A 20455-nucleotide genomic window follows, 5' to 3' on the forward strand; every position below is an offset into this window, starting at 1 on the left:
CCTTACGCGCCCGCGCCGATCAACTGCTTCATTTCGGCTGCCATCGCGCGCTTGTCGTCCTGCCCGGTAATACCGCCGCCGACGATAATCAGATCCGGATTCGCTTCAATGACCTGCGGCAGCGTGGCAAGCTTGATGCCGCCCGCCACAGCGGTTTTGGCGTTTTTCACCACGCGCTTGATCGTGTTCAGCTGCCCGAACGGGCTTTCGCCGGCCGCCTGCAGGTCATAGCCCGTGTGCACGCAAATATAGTCGACGCCCAGCGCGTCCACTTCCCGGGCACGCTGCTCGAGATCCTTCACGTTGATCATGTCCACGAGAATTTGCTTGCCGTGCTTCTTCGCTTCTTCGACCGCGCCTTTGATGGTGGAGTCATCCGCAGCGCCCAGCACCGTGATGATGTCGGCTCCCGCTTCGGAAGCTTTCATCACCTCATACGCGCCGGCGTCCATAATTTTCAGGTCGGCCAATACTTGCAAGGACGGAAAAGCTTCCTTGATTTCCTTAACGGCCCGCAAACCTTCGTTAATGACGACCGGGGTGCCGATTTCCACGATATCGATATAGTCCTGAACCTGCTTGACGACTTCTTTCGCTTCCGGAATGTCGACAAGGTCCAATGCCAATTGTAATTTCAAAATGATGGCCTCCTTTGTGTTGTCTTACACGGACGAGTATACCCGCATAGGTGCAGCTATTGTAAGTAGGCACATTTTTATTATATAGTGTTTAAAAGTATACTGTTTGCGTCATCAACGTCGGCAATGTTTAGCATAGCGAAGAAAAGGGGCGATCAAGCATGACGAGAAATGCCGGAAAAGTGTTCAACTGCGAGAAGGAGTTGACGCTGTCGATTATCGGCGGCAAATGGAAAATGATTATTTTGTGGCACCTCGGCAAAGAGGGTACAAAAAGATTCAATCAACTGCGGGCGCTCATACCGGACATTACGCAGCGGATGCTGACGACACAGCTGAGGGAGCTGGAGGAGGACGGCATCGTCAACCGCAAGGTGTATGCGGTCGTTCCGCCCAAAGTGGAATACAGCCTGACGGAGCGGGGGGAGAGTCTTATTCCGATTCTCGACCTTATGTACGATTGGGGGAAGAATTATATGGTGGAAGTGCTCGGCGATCAGGCCAGCATCCGGACCGTGAACTAACCGCAGCCGCACAAGCACAAAGAGTAGTATTCGACACGGCTTGGCGCCGTATGCGATGCGATAAATAGCGCAACCGGTACGGGCATCCGCCGATGGGTGCCCTATTTTTGCCGGAATCATGTATAATAGTGCCAGTACATGGAAAATGAAGATGTCATGTGGAGGAGAACGATCGGTATGCGCGCAAAGCTGCTCAATTCCCCGCTGGCTTACGCCTGGGGAATGCTGGCCATGATGATTCCGGTACAGGCGTTCAGCTCGTTTTACAGCTATTATTATGTGGAGAAGCTTGGCCTCGGTCTCGCGCTCGCGACGGTGGCAAGAACAATCTATATGGTCTGGGACGCCGTCGACCAGCCGATCTTCGGTTACCTGTCGGACCGGACGCGAACCCGATGGGGAAGAAGGAAGCCGTGGATCGTCGGCAGCATGCCGCTGTTCATCCTTACGTTCATCATGATCTTCTCCGCGCCGGAGGGCGCGGGCGAGTTCAATTTGTTCCTGTGGTTTCTGGCTGCGCTGATGCTTTTTGAGACCGTTTCCACCATATTATGGGTGAACTACGGCGCCCTTTTTCCCGAGCTGTTCCGGGGCGACCGGCTTCGGGCCAAGGCTTCGGCGGTCCAGCAGGGCTTCCAGATCGTCGCGCTGCTGATCGGTTCCGCGCTTACCCCCATTCTGTATGCCGCGTACGGATTCACCAACATGGCGGTCATTTTCTCGCTGGCCTTTACCGTCTTTATGCTGCTCTGCGTGCTATTTACGAGGGAGAGTGAAGAGGCCCGCAAGGAAGCGCCGCTCAGGCTGAAGGATGCGTTCCGCGAAACGCTCAAGAACAAGGATTTCTGGATTTTCAATCTCGCCAACTCCTTCGCCCAGACGGTGAACGGCTTGCTCGGCTCCATCATACCGTTCTATGGAAAATATGTGCTGCGCATCGAGGAGTCGCAGGTGTCGCTTCTATTGGCGTCGGTGTTCGTGTCCGTCATTCCGCTGGTCGCGGTCTGGTACTATATCATGCGCAAGCTCGGCGGGGTGGCGAGCTGGCGGTTGGCGCTGGCCGTCTACGCCCTGTCGGTGCTGCCTTTATGGTTCGCCCAAGGGCTTGGCGGCGGAATCGCAGCCGGGATTGTTGCCGGGTTCGGGCTGGCGGGCTTCCTGGTTACCCCGGCGCTGGTCAGCGGACAGATTATCGACCGTGACGCCCGGGCGACGGGCCGAAGAAGGGAAGGGATGTATACCGCCGTGGCCGGGTTCATTACCCGCTCGAGCGGCCTGCTGGCGGTTATGGCATTCTGGCTTGTCGGCATGTGGTTCGGCTATGAGAGCGGGGAGAAGCCGGGCGACAACCCGGAAGCGGCTTTCAAATACTTGATCAGCCTCATTCCATTCTGCCTGCTGGTCATTGCTTTTGTTTTGTCCTTCTTTCTTAAAAGCAATCTCGGCACCGGCGATAGCGGCGAAAACGACTGTGAACCGGAGGATGAACGCCATGAACCGGTATCTGATTCTGAATTGCGATGATTTCGGCCAGAGTCCTGCGGCCAACAGGGCCATCATGCATTTGCTTGAGGAACGGAGGGTGTCTTCCGCGACGATCATGCCGCCTGCACCGGCGTTTGAGGAAGCGGCGGCCTGGGTGCGGGGGCGGGCGGACCCGAGGGTCGGATTGCACTTGACGCTCACCAGCGAATTACCCGGCCATCGCTGGAGCAGCCTTACCGGACATCCTTCTCTCCACGACGAAACGGGCGGCATGCACCTGACCGTTGCCGATTTCGAGAAGCTCGCCGATCCGAAGGCCGTCAGGGCCGAAATCAATGCCCAATTCGATCAAGTGAAGGACGCCGGCCTGCCGATCACCCACGTGGACAATCATATGGGGAGCCTGTACGGGATCGAGACGGGGCGCAGCTATTTGCCTTACGTGTTTTGGCAGTGCGGGCGGCGGGGTCTGCCGTTCCGGATTTTCCGGCACATTCATCCGAGGGACACGTTTCTGAATTCGATTGCCGGCGCCAAAGAAGCGCTCGCCAAAGCGGTGGCGCTTGCGGATACACTGGGCGTCGCGATGCCGGATTATTTGCTCACTCACCCGTATCACATCGTCGAGGGCGAAACCTACGACAGCTTTAAAAGCTCGATCATCGCCAAAATATACGAGCTGCCGGAAGGGGTTAGCGAAACGTATATCCATCCGGCAGTCGAAGACGATCATATGCAAACCATCATTCCGTCATGGGACAAAAGGGTCTGGGAGTACAAGCTGGTGCTGGATGACGATTTCGCCTACGCGCTGAAGGACGCCGGCGTTCAACTGGTTGACTACCGCTATGTGCGGGACAACCTGAAGCGTTCCAGGCTGAAGGCGGCATGGTCGTTGTTTAGGCGGCTTTGAGATTTGTATCTTGGCCCTTGGGCTTGGAACTTGGAGCTTTGAGCTTGAGCGTCGGCGGCTCAACGGCCTTGCACGACCTCGGCCAGAATCTCGTAGGAGCGCAAACGGGCCTGATGGTCATAAACCTGCGCGGTCACGATGATTTCGTCGGCCTGCGTTTCTTCCAGAATCGCCGGCAGCCGCTTCCTCACCGTTTCCTTGCTTCCGGCAATCGTATAGCTCAGCTGCCCGCGCACGATCGCTTTCTCCTGCGCCGTCCACAGCTCATCCATGTCGTCGACAGGCGGATTCAGCTTGCCGGTGCGGCCCCGGATCAGGTTCAGAAACTGCTGCTCATGCGAGGTGACGAGCTTCCGGGCCTCCTCGTCCGTGTCGGCTGCGATGATGTTGAGGCCGACCATGGCATACGGCTTGTCCAGTTCCTCAGAAGGACGGAAGCCGCTGCGGTACAGGTCCAAGGCCGGCAGCAGATAATCGGGAGCAAAGTGGCTGGCAAAAGCGAACGGCAGCCCGAGCGAGGCCGCCAGCTGCGCGCTGTAGCCGCTGGAGCCGAGCAGCCAGATCGGGATGTTCAGGCCTTCGCCGGGAATGGCTCTGACGCCGGGCCCGGCGGAATCGCGCTCCGGTTGAAAATAAGCGCGGAGTTCGCTCAGCTGCTCCGGGAAATCACGGCCGTCGCTGCCCGTGCCGCGGCGCAGCGCATGCGCGGTGCGCTGGTCGGAGCCCGGAGCCCGGCCGAGACCGAGGTCGATGCGTCCGGGATACAGCGATTCCAGCGTCCCGAACTGCTCGGCGATGACGAGCGGCGCATGGTTCGGCAGCATGATGCCGCCGGAGCCGACGCGGATTTTCTCGGTGCCTGCGGCGACATGCGAAATGACGAGCGAGGTGGCCGAGCTGGCGATGCCCGGCATATTGTGGTGCTCGGCCAGCCAATAGCGGTGATAGCCCCACTTCTCGGCGTGCTGAGCCAGATCAAGCGTATTCCGGAACGAGTCCGCCGGCGTTCCCCCCACGATGACCGGGGCCAGATCCAGGATGGAAACGGGAATGTCAATCATGCGATATTCTCCTCCTCACTTCCGGCTCCATGAGACGCGAAACGCCTGGAAGCCTTGGCAAACCGCTTTTGACCTATTGTGAACCAATCGGCTTCAATGTTCAAGGGCACGGCTTCCAGCGGCCGCGCGCCGGGATTGGTATACCGTGCCGCTAACTCTGTGGTGAAGCGTCGCAGACCCGCTCTCGCGCGAGTTAGCGGCATACGGTGCCGCTAACCGCGGGCAGAGACGCGAAGACGCCCAATTAGCGGCACGTGGTGCCGCTAACTCTGTGGCGAAGCGCCGCAGACCCGCTCTCGCGCGAATTAGCGGCATACGGTGCCGCTAATCGCGGGCAGAGGCGCGAAGACGCCCAATTAGCGGTACCTCGTGCCGCTAAATCTCTGCAAAAGTCGAGATCCGTATACCCCCCGTTCCGCATCCTGCATTAAGATGGGGCGGGCGGGTTGTTTTTATACGCGGGGAAGATTTCGGTCGGTCGGAGCGGCCGCTTGACGCTTCAGCGGTATGTGGAATCGGAGACGGATTGAACCTGACGACCTCCGCAACCGATTCCCGCTGACCCTTGCCTTGATGAAAGCATGAAATCATGGTTCACTATATAGGACAGGCATTGCACGCAGAAGGAGAAAAAGATGCGGAACATCGAACCGTCACATAGGCAAAAAGCGGCCAAACGCGTCCTCGTGATGACCGCCGTCGAGGCGGAGCGGGAGGCGGTTCTGCGCGGACTGCGCGGGGCCGAAGGAATTGAGGTCATGCTGGCCGGCATCGGGGCGGCGTCTGCCGCCGCCCGCACGGCGCGGGCGCTGGCGGCGTGCGGGCCGTACGGGCTGGTCGTGAGCGCCGGGATCGGCGGGGGCTTTGCCGGCAAGGCGGAGCCCGGCTCGATCGTCGTGGCGGACGCGATCGTCGCCGCCGATCTGGGCGCGGAAACGGCCGAAGGGTTCAGCAGCCTGGACGAGCTGGGGTTCGGCGCGACGCGCGTGCCGGTTGAGGCAAGGCTGGCCGACAGGCTGTGCGGGGCGCTGCTCGAGGCGGGGCTGCCGGTGTGGTCCGGTCCTGTGCTCACCGTGACGACCGTGACGGGAACCGCGGAGACCGCCGCGGAGCTGTCGGCCCGCGTGCCGGGCGCCGCCGCCGAAGCGATGGAAGGTTACGGCGTGGCCGCCGCGGCCGCCATTTTCGGCTTGCCGATGCTTGAGATTCGCACAATTTCCAACCTGGTCGGCCCGCGGGACCGGTCCGCCTGGCGGATTCCGGATGCTCTGGCCGCTTTGGAGACGGCAAGCTCAATCTTAGGGGAGGTATTGCTGCAGCCATGAACATCGCTTATTCACCTTGTCCGAACGATACATTCGTCTTCCATGCCTGGACGCACGGCTTGATTCCGGGCGCGCCGGCGCTGGACGTCACCTATGCGGACATCGATATTACGAACCGTTTGGCGGCCGGCACGGACGGGCCGGAAATCCTGAAAATTTCGTACGCGGCGCTGCCGTGGGTGCTCAACGACTACGCGCTGCTGCCATGCGGCGGGGCGCTCGGCCGGGGATGCGGACCGCTGGTGCTGACCGCGGGCTCTCCCGGTTCGGCCGACCCGGCATGGCTGGCCGGGCGGCGTGTGGCGGTGCCGAGCGACCGTTCGACGGCCTACCTGCTGTTCCGGCTGTGGGCGGCGCAAAATGTGCCCGTCGGCGTAGGCGAAATCGTCGTCATGCCGTTTCATGAGATTATGCCGGCGGTCCGCGACGGGCGTATCGATGCCGGACTCGTCATCCATGAGGCAAGGTTCACGTACGGCAATTTCGGGCTGGCGCTCATGGCCGATATGGGCAGCTGGTGGGAGTCGGATACGGGCCTTCCGATCCCGCTCGGCGCGATCGTCGCCCGCCGCAATCTGGATTTGGCGGCGATTGCGGGCTGGATACGCGCATCGGTCGAGTATGCGTGGGCGCACCCGGAAGCGTCGCGGTCTTATGTGCTGCGGCATGCGCAGGAGATGTCCCCTGACGTGGCGCAGGCGCACATCGACCTGTACGTGAACGAGTTCACCGCCAACCTGGGCGATAAAGGGTTTGAAGCGGTGTATGCCCTTCTGGGCCGAGCCGCGCAGGAGGGCCTTGTGCCCGAAGTGGATTTGGCGAAGCTGCGCGGGTAGGCCCGGGTGAGCAAAAGCATGAGCTCAGACAATAAACCGAAAGGCGCCCTCGACAGGCGTCTTTTTGCCGTGGATCGGTATCCATTCCTCTTCGTGCGGGCATGCTACCAAGTAGTGAATTTACAGCGTAAGGCGGTGTCCGCATGTCGCGAAAAAAAGGCCGCAGGCCGCTTGTGCCGGGTGCTGAGGACGGGTTGAACCGATTGAAAACGGAGGCGATGCGGCAGGAGGGATATGCCGTTAATCCCGCGCGTCCGGACGATGTGAAGTACGAGGTGGCGCAATCGTTGGGCGTGCCGCTCCGGCCCGGTCAGGGCGGCCGGTTGACGACGGAGGAAGCCGGTCATGTCGGGGGCCGGATCGGCGGGGCGATGATGAGCCGGATGATCCGCATGGCCCAGGAGCAGCTGGCGAAACGGCCGCCAACTTGACAGTTAAGAAAATATGTTGGGCAAGAAGGTCCGCATGGCAGCCGAACAGGTTCAGGGCGGATCTTTTTTGCTTATTGGACGATATGAGATGACGATGGCTTTTGTGGAGCACGAAGGAAGGACGAAGCGAATAACTTCTTCTTTTTCGCAGGGCGTTTTGAAAGGCAGGATTTCGATTAATAAGTTTGTGGGCATCATCTCGACGGCGAACGCCAGGCTATTCGGGCTGTTTCCGCGGAAAAGGACGATCGCCGTCGGCAGCGACGCGGACATCGTCCGGGAAGCGGTTCGACAGACCCGATCCATTGCCGTTGAAACAACCAACGATTGGAGGCGTACTCTGATGTCGGCTTTCAAAGCATACCGGAATGAAAAACAGAAGATCGACGCCTTGCTGAACAACGGGTTCGTTATCGCAGGTACACGGGAAGATCAGGACGGCACGGCCGTTCGGTTCAAGCGAATCGGCTCCACGACGGAGATCGCCGATCTTCAATTGCTGACGGCGGATGCGCGCAAATACGTATCCGGCCTGATTTTCGCCCGGCTCAAAGAAACGGGAAGCTAGGGCATATAAGCAACAGACAAGACAAGAAACCCCTTTGCCGTCCGGCGGTGCTTGCACGACGCACCTGCGGTCACGGCGGAAGGGTTTTTTACAGCAGTAATACCTATCTTTGAACGCGGCCGCTCGTGATCGAGAGGCGCCGATCGAGGTTTTGTCACGGTCTGCGGTTTCAACGGCGGGAAGCGGGGTGCGATCAACCGATCGTGATTTTGCCCTCCGGGTAGCGGTACAGCTCCTTTTCCGGCCTCGGCTGCAGCGTGAATGCCAGCGTGATCGGCCCGACGCGGCCGATGAACATGAGCAGCATGAGCATGATTTTGCCGAAATCGGTTAAATACGGCGTCACGCCGACGGACATGCCGGCCGTGGCATACGCGGACGTCGCCTCGAACAGGATGGCGAGGAACGGGAACGGCTCCGTAAGCGACAAAATCATGGCGGCAAGCACAACGAAGAAAAACGACAGAAACGTAAACGTGATCGCCTTGTGGATCCGGTCTTTGGCGATCCGGCAGCGGAACAGGACAATGTCTTCCTTGCCGCGCACCATTGCCAGCATGGCGCCGATCAGGATGGCGAAGGTCGTCACCTTGATGCCGCCCCCGGAGGAGCCCGGCGCGGCGCCGATAAACATCAGCAGCACGATGAAAAATTGCGTCGCCTGGCGGAAAGCGGCCGTGTCTACCGTGTTAAGGCCCGCAGAGCGGGCGGATACCGACTGGAAGACGGCGCTGAACGTTTTTCCCCCGATTGACAGAGGCTGCAGCGTTAAACCGTTCGTGTATTCAAATAAAAAGATAACGAGGGCGCCCACCCCGATAAGGCCGCCGGAGAAGCTCAGAACGACCTTGCTGTGCAGCGACAGTTTGCGGTTTTTCGGCAAGGACAGCAGGTCGGCGATGACGATAAATCCGATGCCGCCCAATATGATCATAATGATGGTGACGATATTGATGTAGGGATCCTCCACGTAATGCATCAGGCTGCCGGGCCGGTCGCCGAGTCCGCCGAACAGCTCGAAACCGGCATTGTTGAAAATCGAAATGCTGTGAAAAACGCCGAAATATGCCGCCTGCCTGAACGGCATTTCCGTCAACCAGCGCGCCGTCAGCAGCGCCGCCCCGATCAGCTCGATGACGAACGCATACAGAAGCACCCTGCGAATCAGGCGCACGATGCCTTCGGGAGTCGTTTGGTTCATTGCTTCCTGCAGGATGAGGCGTTCGCGGTAAGAGATGCGTCTGCGGAAGGCGAGGGCGATTAATGTTGCCATCGTCATAAAGCCGAGTCCGCCGATTTGGACGAGCGATATGATGACAAGCTCGCCGAACAGCGAGTATTGTTCGCCGACATTATACAGGGTAAGGCCCGTTACGCAGACGGCGGAGGCGGCCATAAACAGCGCATTGATGTAGGAATCATTTACCCCCTCCTCATGCGCGGCGGGCAAGTACAACAGAATGGAGCCGATGAAAATAAGCGCGATGAACCCTAACGCCATGACCTGCGGCGGATTGGGCTTGTACCGGGACGATCGAAGCATGACGGTTTTCAGCATATTTCCTCCGCACATCCGTTTTCGCCCATTGTAGTATTTGAGCCCGCCGATGTAAAGCGTTTCCCGTTCAATTATGGTCCGGTTTGCTACTGTTTACTGCGGGCGTTATTTTATCGTTGATGTCTTTGATTTTGAAAAATTATGTGGAAAACTTCGTCACTTAGACGGATAAACGCCGCGAGCACCTTGCCGTCAGTTCCGCTCCATGCTTCCGCAGCCAGTCGGACATGTCCGCCAGGCTGCGGAGCTGGTGGATGACGATCGCCGCATCGCCTTCGATCCCGTCCCGGTACCGGCCGAGGAAATGCAGAAACACATCGAGGCGCCGAAGCAGCACGACGAGCGGGACCGCTTCGATCTCCCCGGCGGTCAGCTTTGCTTCCTGCCCATAGCCTGTTAGAAAAGCGTCGACCTTCGGCCATATCGACGCCGCATCGGCGCCGGGGCGGATGAATTCCGCCAGACAGACGGCTGGCTCCATGACCCGGATGTCGCGCGTGACGAACTCGAAATCCAGAACGGCGCATATTTCTCCCTCCGGATCGGCCAGCACATTCGAAGCGTTCAGGTCGCCGTGAACAAGCTGGTGCGGCAGCGACCGCAGCTTGGGAAGGCCAGCTTGCACATTCGCAACGACCGCACTGACCGAAGCCAGCTCGGCCTCGCAGCCGACGAAATCAGACGGCGGGTGGGCGCAGAAGCTCAGCACGCTATCAAGCGGGCATCGAGGATGCGCGTTTTCGATTTCATAGTATGGAGGGTAGGCGGGCTCGCCGTCTGCCCGTATGCCGGCAAGCGCCTTAGTAAGGCGTCCGGCGGCCCGGCCGAACGAGCGCAGCTCGGCATCGGTATCGAGTGTTGGATTGCTTCCGTCGACGTAACGGAACAATGCGGCGATTTTGCCGGAAGGCAGGATGCAGACGGTTTGTCCGTCCATGGCGGGTACGGGAACCGGAACGCGGAAAGGCAGCGGTTCCTTCGACAAGGCGAGGAGAACGCGATGCTCGTAATCGGCCTTGGCCCGATCCCGGTGCGTCTCGTAAATGCGCAGTACATAAGTTTCGTTGCCCGTCTCCACGAATCTCGTCGTATTGTTCATGCCGGTGGCGCCCGACCGCGCCCTCGCCGTGCCTTCAGAAAAATAGCGGTTAAGCAGCCGGTCGATATCCCCGTTCATCGTTTGCTTGCGCTTCACTTTTTGTTCCCCCGTCATTCGATCGTTGCTCCATCCAGCGTCGCGCCTTTCTACTACGACTGGCCGGTCGAATGGACGCTGACAATGACAAGTATTTCATCTTCAATTGAATAGAGTATCCTATAATTTCCAATCCGAAGTCTATATAAAGAAGAATCACCCTGTAACTTTTTAATGTTAAGTTCAGGGCGTCGAGGGTTTTCTGAGAGCATTAATAAGTGATCAGAGATTCGTTTCTTTGTCTTTTGATCGAGTCTATCGATGTACTTGTAAGCTCTTTTTGAGAACTCAATTTTGTAATTCATGTTCAATATCCTCGAACTTTATAGTCTTTCCTTCACCAAATTCTTTGCGCGCTTCTTCGATGGCTTCAATGTCATCTTTGGTTAAAGGTTCATCATCATACGGAATATTATAATCGGCCGGATGAATTAGTCTTTTTATCAAATTGGCAACGAGAGGAATGTCTTTATCGGAAAGCTTATCAATTAATTCGGTTAGTTCTTTTTTGCTTTTAACCATGCAAACTCATCTCCCTTATTAAGGATATGGTCAAAGACATCGATTTTCATACATTATAACATATCAGTTGCTTTTGAACTGGAGTGACCTGATATGATACATTACATTTCGCATCTCACCCGTAAGAGGCTTAGAAACGGCAGGGCTGTTAAATTCGACCGCCTCTCCGCTTTGCCGAGGCAGCGTGGTTTTTGCTGTGTTCAGACATGAGGTGTTCAGACCGCTTGACCGCTTCGCGGTACGGTGATAGAATTGATGAAATTTACGCACCGATCGGAGGAAGATATCAAGTGGCAACCTATTATACGGAGCCTTCAAGGACGTTCAGCGAGTATTTGTTGATTCCGGGCCTGACGACCAAAGCGTGCACGCCGGCGAATGTTCATCTGAAGACGCCGCTCGTGAAATTCAAGAAGGGCGAGGAGCCCGCTATCAAGCTTAACATTCCGTTCTCGTCCGCCGTCATGCAGGCCGTATCGGACCACCACATGGCGGTGGCATTGGCCAGAGCCGGAGGCATTTCGTTTATTTTCGGCTCGCAGTCGATCGAGGAAGAAGCCAGAATGGTCAGCAAAGCCAAGTCATGGAAGGCGGGTTTCGTCGTCAGCAAGTCGAATCTGACGCCGGAGCACACGCTGGCGGATGTGCTCGAGCTGAAGGAGCGGACGGGACATTCCACGGTGGCGATCACGCACGACGGCACGCCGAAGGGCAAGCTGCTCGGCATCGTGACGAGCCGCGATTACCGGATCAGCCGCGATGCTCCCACGAAGCAGATCCGCGAGTTCATGACGCCGTTCTCGTCGCTCGTATACGGACAATCGGGCCTGACGCTCGGGGAATCGAACGACCTGATCTGGGAACATAAGCTCAATTGCCTTCCGATCGTGGACGACGACCAGAACCTGGAGTTTCTCGTGTTCCGCAAGGACTACGACGCGCATAAGGAAAACCCGCACGAACTGCTTGACGAGAACAAGAGCTACATCGTCGGCGCGGGCATCAATACGAAGGATTACGAGGAGCGCGTACCGGCGCTGGTGGAAGCGGGCGCCGACGTGCTGGTCATCGATTCCTCGGACGGCTACAGCGAATGGCAGTCCGGTGTTCTCCATTATGTGAAGTCGAATTTCGACGTTAAGATCGGCGCCGGCAACGTCGTCGACCGTGAAGGCTTCCGCTACCTGGCGGAGGCGGGCGCGGACTTCGTCAAGGTCGGAATCGGCGGCGGCTCGATCTGCATCACACGGGAGCAGAAAGGGATCGGACGCGGCCAGGCGTCGGCCGTCATTGAGGTGGCGGCAGCGCGTGACGAGTATTTCCGGGAGACGGGCATCTACGTGCCGATCTGCTCCGACGGCGGGATCGTGCACGACTACCATATCACGCTCGCGCTTGCGATGGGCGCCGATTTCGTCATGATGGGCCGCTATTTCGCGCGCTTTGACGAGAGCCCGACGCGCAAGCTGAAGGTGAACGGCAGCTTTGTGAAGGAATTCTGGGGCGAAGGCTCCAACCGGGCGCGCAACTGGCAGCGGTACGACAGCGGCGGGAAGTCGAACCTGCTGTTCGAGGAAGGCGTCGACTCATACGTGCCGTATGCCGGCAGCCTGCAGGAGAACCTCGATAAGACGATCGGCAAAATCAAGTCGACGATGTGCAACTGCGGCGCGCTCTCGATTGAAGAGCTCCAGCAGAAAGCGCGCATCACGCTCGTGTCGGCCACGAGCCTAGTCGAAGGCGGAGCGCACGATGTTATGCTGAAGGAAAGCGGCATCTCGAGCGATTGACCTCCGAAACGATCCGGGAGATCGGCGGAGCGGGAGCATGCGGCCACGATGGTTCGCCACAAAACAAAGAGCACCACGATAGGTGCTCTTTGTTTTGTGGCTTCGTCGCTTGCTATCCTGTCCGGTTCTAATCCTCCGCGCTCATGAATTCGTCCAGATCGCGGTCGGCTTTGCTTTGATTGCACAGGTTGCAGGCGGTGACGCAGTTGACCGGCGTCGTGTGGCCGCCTTTGGCCCTCGGCAGCACATGGTCGATCGTGTCGCCGTATTCGCCGCAGAAATGGCAAGTGTAGCGGTCACGCGTCAAAATGTACTTGCGGAACGCCTTGTTGCTGTAAAGGCGGCGAATCGTGTGGCGATTGACGACGACCGCCGCATGCTCGTTCACGAGCGTAACCGCGGTCTCAAGATCCGTCTCCTGATTCCAGCGCCGTCCCTTGTCCGTTTTGCCGCGCATACGGATGATGCCTTGCCGTGTCGGCACCAGCACCGAGGCGTCCGGTCCTTCCGGCCGCGGAGGAGGCTCCGGCATCGGTCGCACCGTCCGTGTTCTGGGGATCGTCGTTGTTTCCCTATCAACGGTCGTTTTCCTGCGTGAGCGCCGACGCCGGCGTTTGCGTTTCCGTTTCGGCGCAGGCGCTTCCTCCTCGTTCTCCCAGGACGGCAGAGGGTCCCGGTGAGGCTCCGGCACATCAGTGTCAGGTGCCGTCGGAATCGCGTCAATTCCGTAGGCGCAACCGTTGTCCGACCCTATCGGATCTTGCTCTATAGCTGAAAGCGATTCTGCTTTTCTGCGTTTGCGGCATTCACGGCAGGCCCCGCGGCGGGAGCTTGTGCCGGACCGTCTGCCTGTGCGCCTGAGAAAGTCGGATAATGGCTTGGGCTCACCGCAATAAGCGCATATTTTAATGGGTATCGTCATCGTATCGTTCATCGGCGTATCGGCGATCGGACTGCCGCCCGTCCCTGTACGTCACCTCAAGTTTCCTTATATTGATCGAGCAGCAGCTTTATTATACCGAAATACGGCCGATAATCCCACCCCCCTGTCCACCGCGCCGCGGTGCAAACCTCAGCCTATCTTGACTTGGGAGTCGGGCTTATGCTACTTTTGTGCCCATTGATAAAAAGGAGACGATGGATCGCATGAGCATGGACGGACAGAACCGCAGCCGGATTCGACCCGGTTTGGAAGTGGATATCGTGCTGAAGCAGGATCAGCGCACGGGCAAAACGACGCGCGGCGTCGTAAAGGATCTGCTTACGAAGTCGCCGACCCATCCGCATGGGATCAAGGTCAGGCTGACAGACGGCCGGGTGGGTCGTGTGAAACGGATCGTGACCGGCGAGAACCCGGAGCAAACGGGCCAAACAGAGGAGCAGCAAAGCTAAGCCAAGCTGCCGGCAAAGTGGGGAGAAACCATATGAAACGATACCAATACGCATTGCTGGTTGTCGGCACCACCTTCCTGATGGGGGTAGCGTTTCCGATCGGCGGCATCGGCATGCGTTATGCCTCGCCGCTGCTTCTGATGAGCCTGCGCTTTCTGGTCGCCGGCGTCCTGATGGCCGCGTTCGTCGCGGCCGCACGCCGCCGGCAGCCGAACGGGCTGAAGCAATGGCTGCGGCTGCTTGTCATCGGGTGCTGTCAAACGGCAGGGGCCATGGGCTTCGCTTATTATGCGATGCAATGGATTACTTCCGGCGAAGCGGCGATTCTGACGTTCACCAACCCGCTGCTCGTAATCGTGCTGAGTACGCTTCTCCTCGGGGCGCGCTACCGGATCGCCCAATGGTTCGGTGTGGTGCTCGGCCTGCTCGGTGTGGCGGTTACGTTCGGATCGAACCTCAGTCTGAAGCCAGGCATGATCATCGGCTTTATGTCCGGCGTCTCGTTCGCAGCCGCTACTCTGTTTGTCCGGCGATGGGGCAGCGGGTTCGATACGTGGGTGATGACGGCCTATCAAATGATGCTCGGCGGACTGGTGCTTCTGGCAGCGAGCGTGCTGCTGGAGAAGCCCCATTTTACGCTTGCGTGGACTTCCGTTATGGTTGTGCTTGGGTTGGCTGTGTTCTGCTCCATCGTGCAGTTCTCCTGCTGGTACTACCTGCTCGGCATCGGCGATCCGGGCAAAACAAGCTCGTATCTTTTTCTCGCTCCGATGTTCGGCGTGCTCTCCGGGTGGGCGCTGCTCGGCGAGAAGCTGGAATGGTACGTCGGCGCGGGCGCGCTGCTCATTTGTGCCGGCATTTACCTCGTAAACCGGCCGCGAATCACGGCTTCAGTCAATTCTCAGTGATAATCATGCTCATTTACGGGTATAGTATAGTTAGACGCATAAAAAGAGGCAGCCCCGCCAGGCTGCCTCCGCTTCACATATGGGCTTGTGTCAAATCTTCGGTTCGAACGTTTTGCAATCCGTTTCTTCCGAATTGTGCGCCTGTTTACCGCTGCGGTTGACTACATAAATCGAAGTGGCGTTGCATTTGTTCCCCGTGCCCCAATATTTGCACGAGTTTACTTCGCACAGAACGTCTTTAGCCATGGTTCTCACCTCCTATCCCCTTAGGATGGACCAGAATGAGGGCTTATTATACTTTACCCCCTTGTAAACCCCTTTACGCGCACCGAATCACCACGAGCGCATGCAGAAGCCTATATGAACCCGGCCGGCGGATTCCTGTTCCTTCAGGCGCTGAAGCGGGGTCCTTGCGACGTTCCCCAAAAATGTCGTTGACAACGGTTTGTCCCGCATGTTACCGTACGAAGTATCGAAACCGGATTCAAAATCTTGGAAGACGAAAGGAGCGGCCAGAGCGATGATGAACAACGTATTTCGTACCGTCCACCGGAATGCCGGGCGTAACCGCAGCGGGAACGGCTTACAATTTCATATTGCTCGTGACCTCCTTGACGTTTCGCCGACCCTGGCGGCCGGCTAAGGGCGGCAGCGCTCCGGCGCCTGTTCGCATCGATCGTTTTCAAGGCGCAGGTCACGATCACTCGTGGCATGCGCTTTTTCATTTGGTTATGACCAAAGCACATCGCTTCCGGGGCGGTGTGCTTTGGTTTTTCATTCATAGATATCCTAGCTGGGAAAGAGAGAGAGGGGATAATCTCATGCTTGCGGTGCTGCACAAATTGGGCTGGTTTTTCAAGCTGGAGAAAAAAAGATACGCGGCCGCGATCATGCTGCTCACGCTGACCGGCATCATCGAAGTGCTTCCACCGATGCTCGTCGGCAAGACGATTGACGCCATTCAGCTCGGCACGATCGGACGGGAGGGGTTGACGACGACGATCCTGCAGCTCACGGTGATCATGGCCGCGTCTTATGGGCTTAGTTATGTGTGGATCTATAAGCTGTTCGGCGCCTCATTTGTCGCGGAGCGGCTGCTGCGGTCGAAGCTGATGAAGCATTTTCTGCGGATGACGCCTTCCTTCTACGAACGCAACCGCACGGGCGACCTGATGGCGCGCGCGACGAACGATCTTCAGGCGGTCGGCAATACGGCCGGCTTCGGCATTCTGACGTTCGCCGATTCGACGCTGTGGATGGCGACGCTGCTGGTCACGATGACCGTGTTCGTCTCGTGGAAGCTTACCGTGATGGCGATTCTGCCGCTGCCGATCATGGCGGTGCTTGTCGGCCTGTACGGCAAATGGATTCATAAACGGTTTTCCGACGCGCAGGATGCGTTCGGGGATATGAACGACGGCGTGCTGGAGACGGTTTCCGGCATCCGCGTAACCCGCGCATACGTTCAGGAGCGGGCGGCCGAACGGCGGTTCGCCGAGGTGACGAACGATGTATTGACCAAAAATATCGCGGTCGTCCGCATCGATGCGCTGTTCGAGCCGACCGTCAAAATTTTCGTCGGCGCCAGCTACCTCATCGGGCTCGGCTACGGCGCTTACCTCGTCTACCGCAACGAGCTGACGATCGGGGGGCTCGTGTCGTTCAACGTCTATCTCGGGATGCTGATCTGGCCGATGTTCGCGATCGGGGAAATGATCAATATCATGCAGAGGGGCAACGCTTCGCTCGACCGGGTCAACGAGACGCTCGGCAGCAAGCCGGACGTGCCGGATCCGACCGACACGGTGCCGGCGGCGGAGCCGGGAACGATCGAGTTCAAGGACTTGACGTTCCGGTATCCTTCGTCCAAGACGGACAATTTATCGAACGTGTCCTTCAAGCTGGGCAGGGGGCAGACGCTCGGCATCGTCGGGCGGACCGGCAGCGGCAAAACGACGCTGATCAAGCAGCTGCTGCGGGAATACCCGTCAGGCGAAGGTTCGGTGACGATCGCCGGCGTTCCGATCGAGCGGATCGACGCGGACCGGCTGAAATCGTGGTACGGGTATGTGCCGCAGGAGCAGTTTCTTTTCTCCCGCACGGTGAGGGAGAACATCGCCTTCGTCCGGGAGAACGCGCACGAGGAGGAGGTGGAAAGGGCGATCGTCTCGTCCGCGTTCCAGAAGGATCTCGGGTTTCTGCCGGACGGCCTCGAGACGCTGGTGGGCGAGAAGGGCGTCGCCCTGTCGGGCGGCCAGAAGCAGCGCGTCTCCATCGCGCGGGCGCTGATCGCAAGTCCCGAGATTCTGATGCTGGACGACGCGATGTCGGCGGTCGACGCGCGGACGGAGGCGGAAATCATCGCCAATATCCGGCGCGAGCGGGCAGGCAAAACGACGCTCATCGCCACTCACCGGCTGTCCGCCGTGCAGCACGCCGACTGGATTATCGTGCTCGACGACGGGAGGATCGCCGAGGAAGGAACGCATGGGATGCTGATGGAGGCGGGCGGATGGTACAGGGAGCAGTACGAGCGCCAGCAGATGGAACAGGCGAACGAGTAAATGAACGGACGTGAATCGGTGAATCGATGAATGAACGGTGAATCGATGAATCGACGAATCAACGAATGAAAGAATCAAGAATGAAAGAATCAAGAATGAAAGAATCAAGAATGAATGAACGATCGAATGAACGATCGATCGATCGGATGAACGATCGATCGGAGAACCCTCGCCTGCGACGGCAGCTTTGCGGCATGCGGATATGGAGCGCGGGTGCAACTATAGAGGCGGTGAAAACAGGTGAGCCAGGAAATCGATTGGGAGCAGCTTGATTTGGATATCGACCGGTCCGCGGGAAGCAAGCGCGAGACGGTCATAAGGCTGATCCGGTATGCGATGCGGGTCAGGGTGCAGCTGCTGCTCGCGCTGCTGATGCTGACGGTCGCCGTCGGAACCGAGCTTGCGGGGCCGTTCGTGGCGAAACGGCTGATCGATGTGCACATTTCCGGCATTGAGCAGCCATGGTATGCGGTGAGCGGGAGCGTTGCCGCCGGCGACCGGTATGCGGTCGAATACGGCGGCGGCGTCTATAAGCGGGCGGATCATTTTGCCGAAGGCGAGGCGAGGGGGAAGGAGATCCGCGTGCTGCAGGCCGGCCGGGACTACTATTTCATTCCGTCCGGAATCGGGTTCGACGGTACCCGGACGGGCGGCGGCGATCGTGCGATCACGATCGCCAAGGACGGGCTGGCCGTGACGTATGAGGCCGCGAAGCTGAGCAGGGGCGAGCTGTACCGCTTTTTCCGGCCGGAGATCGGCGGCATGCTGCGGCTGAGCTGGTATTACTTCGGCCTGCTTCTGCTGTCGGCGGCGTTCTCTTACGGGCAGCGATATTATCTGCAGGCGTCGGCGAACCGGATTATCCGCAGCATGCGCACCGACGTGTTCGGGCAGATCAACCGGCTGCCGGTGCGGTATTTCGACAATCTGCCCGCAGGCAAAATCGTCTCGCGCATCACGAACGATACGGAATCGATCCGCGAGCTGTACGTGACGGTGCTGGCGAACTTTTTCACGGGGACGATCTATATGGCGGGCATTTTCACGGCGCTGTTCCTGCTGGACGTTCGCCTGGCGGCGATCTGTCTGGCTATCGTGCCGATTCTGTTCGTCTGGGTCGCCGTATACGGCCGATTCGCGAAGCGGTACAACCGGATCGTCCGCTCGACGCTGAGCGAGATCAACGGCCGGGTCAACGAGTCGATCCAGGGGATGGCGATCATCCGGGCGTTCCGCAAGGAGAAGAAAATCGAGGCCGAGTTCGAAGCGTTCAATATGCGGAACTACATCTACAAGAACAAGCTGCTCAGCCTGAACGCGCTGACGGGGCACAATCTGGTCGGCGTGATTCGGAACCTGGCGTATGTAGCGCTGATCTGGTATTTCGGCGCCGGGTCGCTCACCGGACCGGAGGCGATCGTGTCCGTCGGCGTGCTGTATGCGTTCGTCGATTATTTGAACCGGCTGTTCAATCCGATCGTGAACATCGTCAATCAGCTGCCGAACCTGGAGACGGCGCTCGTATCCGCGGAGCGGGTGTTTGTGCTGCTCGACGAGCAGGGCGAGGACGTGGCGGATGCGTCGATGCCGCGCTGCCGCGGCGATGTGGCGTTCGAGGACGTGTGGTTCGCGTACAAGGAAGGCGAGAACGTGCTGAAGGGCATTTCGTTCGAGGCGAAGCAGGGACAGACGGTCGCGCTCGTCGGCCATACCGGTTCGGGCAAAAGCTCGATCATCAACCTGCTGTTCCGGTTCTATGACGTGGACCGCGGCCGCGTGACGATTGACGGCGTCGATGTGCGGAATCTCCCGCGGCAGACGATACGGCGGCATATGGGCATTGTGCTGCAGGACCCGTTCCTGTTCACGGGCACGATCGCCTCGAACGTGTCGCTGGACGATCCTTCGATCACGCGCGAGAAGGTGGAGAAAGCGCTGGCCGACGTCGGCGCGGAGCGGGTGCTGCGGCATCTGCCGAGGGGCATCGACGAGCCGGTCATCGAGAAGGGGGGCACGCTGTCCGCGGGCCAGCGCCAGCTGATCTCGTTCTCCCGCGCGCTGGCGTTCGACCCGGCGATCCTGATTCTGGACGAAGCGACCTCCAACATCGACACCGAGACGGAGGCGATGATCCAGGAGGCGCTTGAGGTCGTGAAAAAAGGGCGCACCACGTTCGTCATCGCCAATAGGCTGTCGACGATCCGGAACGCCGATCTGATTCTCGTGCTCGATCACGGTGTCATTGCCGAGCGGGGCGACCATGAGACGCTGATGGCGCTGCGCGGCAAGTACTTCCAGATGTATCGGCTGCAGTCCGGCGAGAAGGCCGGCACGGTCAGGGCTGCGGCAGCGAGTGCGGCGGATCCCGGGCAGGCAGCGGCGGAAACGACGGGTGAGAAGGCGACGTCGTCAAAGGCAGCGGCTGCGTCGCGGAGGTAAAGGTTGGCTGCGAAGGTGTCGGCAAGGGCTGCCGCTGAAGCTGCATCGAGGAAATAGCGCTACGAGAATGCGGGATTGCGCGTGAAGTTTCAATTGGATTTTTTGAATCGGCAAGCGGGCATCCTCTTGGGAGGGTGCCCGCTTGCTCAATGTTGCAACGTATACGGGGAAAGGCCGCTCATTCAGCAAACGCCGGCCGACCGCCTGATTTTGACCGCATAGCGGCACGGCATGCCGCTAACGGTGGCCAACTATGCGAAAACGCCTCGCTAACGGCACGCAGTGCCGCTAATCCCGCAAACGCCG

The 20455-nt window shown here is 58.8% G+C and carries 20 protein-coding genes; 12 read left to right on the top strand and 8 right to left on the bottom strand.

Annotated features, from left to right (window positions below):
* Positions 1-2 precede the first annotated feature (2 nt).
* Positions 3-638, bottom strand: a complete 636-nt coding sequence (gene hxlA, locus RWM61_RS11810) for a 3-hexulose-6-phosphate synthase (protein ID WP_314000921.1) — start codon at positions 636-638, stop codon at positions 3-5.
* A gap of 161 nt (positions 639-799) precedes the next feature.
* Here hxlA and RWM61_RS11815 point away from each other — a divergent pair, with 161 nt between their 5' ends.
* From RWM61_RS11815 to RWM61_RS11825, 3 genes are all read left to right on the top strand, one after another.
* A complete protein-coding gene (locus tag RWM61_RS11815; RefSeq protein WP_314000923.1) occupies positions 800-1162 on the top strand; it encodes a winged helix-turn-helix transcriptional regulator in 363 nt (120 codons plus the stop codon).
* A 177-nt stretch (positions 1163-1339) separates the two neighbouring features.
* Positions 1340-2686 carry an MFS transporter gene (locus RWM61_RS11820; protein ID WP_314000925.1) on the top strand — a complete coding sequence of 449 codons (1347 nt, stop codon included), beginning with the start codon at positions 1340-1342 and terminating at the stop codon, positions 2684-2686.
* Positions 2655-3560 (top strand): polysaccharide deacetylase family protein, encoded by a 906-nt coding sequence (locus tag RWM61_RS11825; protein ID WP_314000927.1) that lies wholly within the window; start codon positions 2655-2657, stop codon positions 3558-3560. Before RWM61_RS11820 ends, RWM61_RS11825 begins: the two co-directional genes overlap by 32 nt.
* 59 nt (positions 3561-3619) lie before the next feature.
* On the opposite strand, the gene RWM61_RS11830 is transcribed toward RWM61_RS11825, so the two are convergent.
* Positions 3620-4621, bottom strand: coding sequence for an LLM class flavin-dependent oxidoreductase (locus RWM61_RS11830; RefSeq protein WP_314000929.1), 1002 nt, complete (start codon positions 4619-4621; stop codon positions 3620-3622).
* A gap of 635 nt (positions 4622-5256) precedes the next feature.
* Between RWM61_RS11830 and RWM61_RS11835 the strand changes: the two genes are divergently transcribed.
* The 4 genes from RWM61_RS11835 (at position 5257) to RWM61_RS20280 (ending at position 7781) form a co-directional block, all read left to right on the top strand.
* The gene (locus RWM61_RS11835; RefSeq protein WP_314000931.1) at positions 5257-5946 is read left to right on the top strand and encodes a futalosine hydrolase; all 690 of its coding nucleotides are present in this window, start codon (positions 5257-5259) and stop codon (positions 5944-5946) included.
* Positions 5943-6782 (top strand): 1,4-dihydroxy-6-naphthoate synthase, encoded by an 840-nt coding sequence (locus RWM61_RS11840; protein WP_314000933.1) that lies wholly within the window; start codon positions 5943-5945, stop codon positions 6780-6782. Before RWM61_RS11835 ends, RWM61_RS11840 begins: the two co-directional genes overlap by 4 nt.
* A gap of 143 nt (positions 6783-6925) precedes the next feature.
* The gene (locus RWM61_RS11845; protein ID WP_314000935.1) at positions 6926-7213 is read left to right on the top strand and encodes an alpha/beta-type small acid-soluble spore protein; all 288 of its coding nucleotides are present in this window, start codon (positions 6926-6928) and stop codon (positions 7211-7213) included.
* A 34-nt stretch (positions 7214-7247) separates the two neighbouring features.
* On the top strand, positions 7248-7781 hold the full coding sequence (locus tag RWM61_RS20280) for a hypothetical protein (protein WP_399538474.1): 534 nt from the start codon (positions 7248-7250) through the stop codon (positions 7779-7781).
* 193 nt (positions 7782-7974) lie between these two features.
* On the opposite strand, the gene RWM61_RS11855 is transcribed toward RWM61_RS20280, so the two are convergent.
* The 4 genes from RWM61_RS11855 to RWM61_RS11865 form a co-directional block, all read right to left on the bottom strand.
* On the bottom strand, positions 7975-9339 hold the full coding sequence (locus RWM61_RS11855; protein ID WP_314000937.1) for a TrkH family potassium uptake protein: 1365 nt from the start codon (positions 9337-9339) through the stop codon (positions 7975-7977).
* 160 nt (positions 9340-9499) lie between these two features.
* Positions 9500-10552 (bottom strand): phosphotransferase, encoded by a 1053-nt coding sequence (locus RWM61_RS11860; protein WP_314000939.1) that lies wholly within the window; start codon positions 10550-10552, stop codon positions 9500-9502.
* Between the two features lie 35 nt (positions 10553-10587).
* Entirely contained in the window at positions 10588-10839 is a 252-nt protein-coding gene (locus RWM61_RS20285) for a type II toxin-antitoxin system RelE/ParE family toxin (protein WP_399538477.1), read from the bottom strand.
* Positions 10823-11056 carry a hypothetical protein gene (locus tag RWM61_RS11865; protein ID WP_314000941.1) on the bottom strand — a complete coding sequence of 78 codons (234 nt, stop codon included), beginning with the start codon at positions 11054-11056 and terminating at the stop codon, positions 10823-10825. The genes RWM61_RS20285 and RWM61_RS11865 overlap by 17 nt, the downstream gene beginning before the upstream one ends.
* A 290-nt stretch (positions 11057-11346) precedes the next feature.
* Here RWM61_RS11865 and RWM61_RS11870 point away from each other — a divergent pair, with 290 nt between their 5' ends.
* A complete protein-coding gene (locus RWM61_RS11870) occupies positions 11347-12846 on the top strand; it encodes an IMP dehydrogenase (protein ID WP_314000943.1) in 1500 nt (499 codons plus the stop codon).
* Between the two features lie 127 nt (positions 12847-12973).
* Here the strand turns inward: RWM61_RS11870 and RWM61_RS20290 are convergent, their stop codons facing one another.
* Positions 12974-13780 carry an HNH endonuclease gene (locus tag RWM61_RS20290; protein WP_399538479.1) on the bottom strand — a complete coding sequence of 269 codons (807 nt, stop codon included), beginning with the start codon at positions 13778-13780 and terminating at the stop codon, positions 12974-12976.
* Positions 13781-13998: 218 nt separating this feature from the next.
* Here RWM61_RS20290 and RWM61_RS11880 point away from each other — a divergent pair, with 218 nt between their 5' ends.
* Both RWM61_RS11880 and RWM61_RS11885 read left to right on the top strand, forming a co-directional pair.
* The gene (locus tag RWM61_RS11880) at positions 13999-14238 is read left to right on the top strand and encodes a YwbE family protein (RefSeq protein WP_314000956.1); all 240 of its coding nucleotides are present in this window, start codon (positions 13999-14001) and stop codon (positions 14236-14238) included.
* 32 nt (positions 14239-14270) lie between these two features.
* Positions 14271-15146: a DMT family transporter gene (locus RWM61_RS11885; RefSeq protein WP_314000946.1), complete on the top strand. Its 876-nt coding sequence runs from the start codon at positions 14271-14273 to the stop codon at positions 15144-15146.
* A gap of 90 nt (positions 15147-15236) precedes the next feature.
* On the opposite strand, the gene RWM61_RS11890 is transcribed toward RWM61_RS11885, so the two are convergent.
* Positions 15237-15392: a DUF1540 domain-containing protein gene (locus RWM61_RS11890; RefSeq protein ID WP_314000948.1), complete on the bottom strand. Its 156-nt coding sequence runs from the start codon at positions 15390-15392 to the stop codon at positions 15237-15239.
* 575 nt (positions 15393-15967) lie between these two features.
* On the opposite strand from RWM61_RS11890, the gene RWM61_RS11895 reads away from it, so the two are divergent.
* Both RWM61_RS11895 and RWM61_RS11900 read left to right on the top strand, forming a co-directional pair.
* The gene (locus RWM61_RS11895) at positions 15968-17710 is read left to right on the top strand and encodes an ABC transporter transmembrane domain-containing protein (RefSeq protein ID WP_314000950.1); all 1743 of its coding nucleotides are present in this window, start codon (positions 15968-15970) and stop codon (positions 17708-17710) included.
* Between the two features lie 336 nt (positions 17711-18046).
* Positions 18047-20149 carry an ABC transporter ATP-binding protein gene (locus RWM61_RS11900; RefSeq protein WP_314000958.1) on the top strand — a complete coding sequence of 701 codons (2103 nt, stop codon included), beginning with the start codon at positions 18047-18049 and terminating at the stop codon, positions 20147-20149.
* Positions 20150-20455 lie beyond the last annotated feature (306 nt).

Source organism: uncultured Paenibacillus sp. (genome assembly GCF_963515335.1).
Classification (GTDB): domain Bacteria; phylum Bacillota; class Bacilli; order Paenibacillales; family Paenibacillaceae; genus Paenibacillus_I.